This is a genomic window from Bradyrhizobium sp. (assembly GCF_028868675.1).
In the GTDB taxonomy this organism is placed as follows: Bacteria; Pseudomonadota; Alphaproteobacteria; order Rhizobiales; family Xanthobacteraceae; genus Bradyrhizobium.
Genome location: NZ_JAGWUA010000294.1, coordinates 1 through 4169 on the forward strand (window position 1 = coordinate 1; position 4169 = coordinate 4169).

A 4169-nucleotide genomic window follows, 5' to 3' on the forward strand; every position below is an offset into this window, starting at 1 on the left:
ATGAAGACTGGCCAGGCGATCTATGCGCGGCTGTGCGTGGCCTGCCACGAGACGGACGGGTCAGGTGCGCCGCGCATCTATCCGCCGCTGCCCGGCAACGCGCTGCTGCAGTCGGACAATCCCGCCTCCACGCTGCGCGTCATCCTCGACGGCGCGCACACCGTGACGACGCCGCGCGCGCCGAACGCCGGCGAGATGCCGGGCTATGCCAAGCAATTGTCGGACGAGCAGATTGCCGCAGTGACCAACTACATCCGCAATTCCTGGGGCAATGCGGCGCCGCTGGTCACGGCCGCGCAGGTGGCGACGGCGCGGAAATCCGGGCCATAGCCGCTGGCTGAAGCGGGCTCAGCGCTCATCCCCCGTGAAGACGAATTTCGGCATCTCCCATTTGTAGCGCACCGCAAGCAGACGAAAGCTGATCCCGAGCACGAAGGTGAGCGTGGTCCAGAGTTCCTGGTTGAGATGGAGGCCGAAGGCGGTGGCGTAGAACAGGCCGGTGACCACGGAGACGCTGGCGTAGAGCTCGGAGCGGAACAACAGCGGCACGTCGTTGCAGAGCACGTCGCGCAGCACGCCGCCGGCACAGCCCGTCACCATGCCGGAGACGATGACGATCGGCAGCGAGGCATCCATCTGCCAGGCGACGTCGCAGCCCGTCATGGTGAATACCACGAGCCCGATGGCGTCGAGCACGATGAAGGCGACGCTGAGCCGGTGCACCGCGCGCGAGATCAGGATCGTCAGGAAGGCGGCGCCGCCGGTCAGCGCCAGATAGGCCGGGTTCTGCACCCATGCGAGCGGATAATGACCCAGGAAGAGGTCACGCAGCGTGCCGCCGCCAAGCGCGGTGATGCAGCCGAGGAAGCAGACGCCGAGCCAGTCCATGCTGCGCCGGCCGGCGGCGAGCGCCGCCGTCATCGCCTGCGCGGCGAGCGCCACCAGCGCCAGGAAATGCAGCACGCTATCGCTCGGTGGCAGGCTCCACATCGAGGGGCGAATCCCGGTTGAGACACATGGAACTTACGTCGCCGGTTCCCCGTCGAACAAGGTTCCCGGCTACCCGCCTGCGCCTAAAGTATAGCTCGCACCGGAACTGACGGTCGCGCTCGCTGGTTGTCGTGCACATCAATCGAGGAGACCAACCGATGGCCGACGATCGCTATCCGAACGACCCGTACCGTCCTCTCGGTGAGGGCGAATATCTTCGCGCCGCGCGCGAAGACGCCAGGCTTCAGCCGGATCCGGAACTCGGCGAAGGCCCCGCCTCCAGCGGCAAGATCGCATTGCTTGCCCTGGCGGTTGCCGTGGTGCTGGGCGCCGTGTTCTACGGCCTGAACAATTCCAGCACCAATAATCAGGCAAGCAACGCGCCGACCCCGCGGACCGCGCAGACGCAGCCGGCCAATCCAGCCGCGCCTCCCGGCATGCGCAACGTGACCCCGCGCAACAACACCCAGCCCGGCATGACCACGGGCGCGGCTCCCGCCTCGCCGCAACCGGCCCCGTCGCCGGCGCCGGCCGACAAGGGCTCGAGCCAGTAACGACATCTCCTGCCCCGGCGCAGCGCGCTGCCGCGCCGGGGCAAGACACAAAGGTGGGTCCCGGCTCTGCGGAGCGGCATTTCACGCCGCACCGCGTCCGGGACACGAGAGACTCTCCTGCATGGGCTCAGCCGAACATCTTGTTGAGTTCGGCACCGGGGTAGCCGCTCGCAAGCTCCGCAAACGTTCCCTTCTCCGCCATCTCCTTCGCCGCCCTCATGAAACCGGCCCAGGCGGAACGCGCGAGCGAACCGCCGACGCTGATCCGGCGCACGCCGAGATCGGCGGCCTCGGCGAGTGACAATCCGCTCGCGCCAATCAGCAGATTGAACGGCCTTGGCGCGACCGCCTTCACCACCGCGGCGATGTCTTCCCGCGTCTTCAGGCCGGGCGCATAGAGGCAGTCGGCGCCGGCTTCCGCGTAGGCCGTGAGGCGATCGATGACGAGCTTGAGATCGGCCACGCCCCAGAGATAGGCCTCGCAGCGGCCGACCAGCAGCGTGCCGCTGTCGCCGATCGCGGTGCGCGCCGCCTTGATCCGCTCGACCGCGAGCGCGCGATCGTAGAGCGGCTTGTCCTTGTCGCCGGTGGAGTCCTCGATCGAGAGGCCGGCGACGCCGGTCTGAACGGCGCGCGCGACGTTGGCGGCGACGCCCTCGGGTTGCACGGCAAAGCCGCCCTCGAAATCCGCATTCACGGGCAGGTCGACCGCCCTGCACAATGCCGCCAGATGCTGACAGACGTCGTCGACGGTGACGCGGCTGTCCGCACGCCCGATGGTCCAGGCAAAGCCGGCGCTACTGGACGCCAGCGCCTTGAAACCGAGATGCTGCAGTGCCTTGGCGCTGCCGACGTCGAACGGGTTCGGCAGGATGAAGCAGCCGCTTTCGTGCATCTTGCGGAATGCTGCGCGCTTGTCCGCGGTCGTGACCGGCATCGTCTCTCTCCCTGTCATCGTTGGCGGCGCAGCGATGGGGATGCGCTGCGGCCTGCGCTAGTGCGATCGTGCACGGCACGGAACTACAATACCACCACCTTGCGCAAAAATGTGCGCTCCTCCGCCAGGATGAATTTCTGCTCCTCGGCAAAGACGAAGTTCGCCATTCCGTCGTCGTCGGTTCGCAGCCGCGCCCGATAGGCCTCGTAGGCCGCGAGACTCTCGAAGCTGATCAGCGCAAAGGCGATGTTGTTGGTGCCCTCGTACGGCATGAAATAGCCGATCAGGTCGCCGCCGCAGGCCGGGATGATGGTGAGCCAGCGCTTCGAATAGGCCTCGAATTGTGCGCGCTTGAAGGGATCGAGCTGATAGCGGATGAAGACGGTGACGGACATGTTGGGGTCTCATTCTCGTCATTGCGAGCGAAGCGAAGCAATCCAGCCTGTCACCGCGGACAGAGTCTGGATTGCTTCGTCGCTTCGCTCCTCGCAATGACGGGCAGACGAAGCGATGCCGGCCAATCTAGCGTCTTGCCTCACAACAATGCTTCGCCTATCATCGAAGCATGAAAGCAGGTCCCGACATCGCCATGGTCGCCTCTCTCGTCGGCGACCCCGCCCGCGCCAACATGCTGACCGCGCTGATGAACGGCCGCGCGCTGACCGCGAGCGAGCTTGCGCAGGAAGCCGGCATCACGCCGCAGACCGCGAGTTCGCATCTGGCCAAACTCGAGGCCGGCGGGCTGATCGAGCCGGAGAAGCAGGGCCGCCACCGCTACTATCGGCTGACCGATTCCGACGTCGCGGGGGTGCTGGAGGGGCTCGCGGGGCTCGCCGCGCGGGCCGGCCATATGCGCGTGCGCACCGGGCCGAAGGATCCGGCGCTGCGACGGGCGCGCATCTGCTACGACCATCTCGCCGGCGACCTCGGCGTGCAGATGCTCGACAGCATGCGCGGACGGAAACTGGTCAGGCAGACGAAGCAGGAGATCGCGCTGACGCTCGAGGGCGAGCGCTTCCTCGCGAAGCATCTGCAGATTTCGCCGGAGATGCTGAAGCATCCGCGCCGGCCGGTGTGCAAGGCGTGCCTGGACTGGAGCGAGCGGCGCCATCATCTGGCGGGCACGCTGGGTGCGGCCATGATGCAGCGCTTCACCGAATTGAAGTGGGCCGCACGCGACACGACGCCGGGCAGCCGCGTCGTCAACTTCACGCGCGCGGGCGAGAAGCAGTTTTCGGCGCTGTTCGGCAATACAGAGCCCTGAACGCCCGTTCACGTCGTATTCAGGTCATGATTGGCATTTTGGATCGCGCCGCGTCGGCATGTCGCGCCGGTTTTGACGTGCCGAATCGAGCCAATTGATTCGATGTGCGCCGCAAGCGCCAGCCCCCAAGGACGAGAAGGAAAACTCTCATGAAATATTTGCTCGCCGTTGCCATGCTCGCCAGCGCGGTCGTCGGGTTCAGCGAGACTGCCTCCGCCGCCGGCGGCTGCGGCCCGGGCTGGTATCGCGGTCCGTATGGCGGCTGCCGCCCGATGGCCGGCCGCGTCGTGGTGGCCCCTGCGCCGGTCTATGTGGCGCCGGCGCCGGTCGTCGTGGTCAGGCCGAGAGTCTGCCCCTACGGCTTCCGCTGGTACGCCGGTGCCTGCCGCCGGATCTGAGTTTTTCGCGACGACAGGAATGGCCG

The 4169-nt window shown here is 66.8% G+C and carries 7 protein-coding genes; 4 read left to right on the forward strand and 3 right to left on the reverse strand.

Features of this window, described 5'->3' with window-relative positions; translation table 11 throughout:
* On the forward strand, positions 1-330 hold a 330-nt coding region (locus KGM94_RS23860), incomplete at its 5' end, for a cytochrome c (protein WP_300264756.1).
* An 18-nt stretch (positions 331-348) separates the two neighbouring features.
* Here KGM94_RS23860 and KGM94_RS23865 read toward each other — a convergent pair.
* On the reverse strand, positions 349-990 hold the full coding sequence (locus KGM94_RS23865; RefSeq protein ID WP_300264759.1) for a trimeric intracellular cation channel family protein: 642 nt from the start codon (positions 988-990) through the stop codon (positions 349-351).
* 158 nt (positions 991-1148) lie between these two features.
* Here KGM94_RS23865 and KGM94_RS23870 point away from each other — a divergent pair, with 158 nt between their 5' ends.
* Positions 1149-1544, forward strand: coding sequence for a hypothetical protein (locus KGM94_RS23870; RefSeq protein ID WP_300264761.1), 396 nt, complete (start codon positions 1149-1151; stop codon positions 1542-1544).
* Positions 1545-1671: 127 nt separating this feature from the next.
* Here KGM94_RS23870 and KGM94_RS23875 read toward each other — a convergent pair whose 3' ends face one another.
* Both KGM94_RS23875 and KGM94_RS23880 read right to left on the reverse strand, forming a co-directional pair.
* Positions 1672-2481 carry an isocitrate lyase/phosphoenolpyruvate mutase family protein gene (locus KGM94_RS23875; RefSeq protein WP_300264764.1) on the reverse strand — a complete coding sequence of 270 codons (810 nt, stop codon included), beginning with the start codon at positions 2479-2481 and terminating at the stop codon, positions 1672-1674.
* 83 nt (positions 2482-2564) lie between these two features.
* Positions 2565-2876, reverse strand: a complete 312-nt coding sequence (locus KGM94_RS23880) for an NIPSNAP family protein (RefSeq protein WP_300264767.1) — start codon at positions 2874-2876, stop codon at positions 2565-2567.
* Between the two features lie 170 nt (positions 2877-3046).
* Between KGM94_RS23880 and KGM94_RS23885 the strand changes: the two genes are divergently transcribed.
* Positions 3047-3745, forward strand: coding sequence for a winged helix-turn-helix domain-containing protein (locus KGM94_RS23885; RefSeq protein ID WP_300264769.1), 699 nt, complete (start codon positions 3047-3049; stop codon positions 3743-3745).
* Between the two features lie 149 nt (positions 3746-3894).
* Positions 3895-4143 carry a hypothetical protein gene (locus KGM94_RS23890; RefSeq protein WP_300264772.1) on the forward strand — a complete coding sequence of 83 codons (249 nt, stop codon included), beginning with the start codon at positions 3895-3897 and terminating at the stop codon, positions 4141-4143.
* Positions 4144-4169 lie beyond the last annotated feature (26 nt).

Excerpts from the sequence above, each read along its gene's own strand:
- KGM94_RS23880 (WP_300264767.1), bottom strand. The coding sequence starts at position 2,876 with ATGTCCGTCACCGTCTTCATCCGCTATCAGCTCGATCCCTTCAAGCGC.
- KGM94_RS23885 (WP_300264769.1), top strand. The coding sequence starts at position 3,047 with ATGAAAGCAGGTCCCGACATCGCCATGGTCGCCTCTCTCGTCGGCGAC.
- KGM94_RS23865 (WP_300264759.1), bottom strand. The coding sequence starts at position 990 with ATGTGGAGCCTGCCACCGAGCGATAGCGTGCTGCATTTCCTGGCGCTG.
- KGM94_RS23870 (WP_300264761.1), top strand. The coding sequence starts at position 1,149 with ATGGCCGACGATCGCTATCCGAACGACCCGTACCGTCCTCTCGGTGAG.
- KGM94_RS23875 (WP_300264764.1), bottom strand. The coding sequence starts at position 2,481 with ATGCCGGTCACGACCGCGGACAAGCGCGCAGCATTCCGCAAGATGCAC.
- KGM94_RS23890 (WP_300264772.1), top strand. The coding sequence starts at position 3,895 with ATGAAATATTTGCTCGCCGTTGCCATGCTCGCCAGCGCGGTCGTCGGG.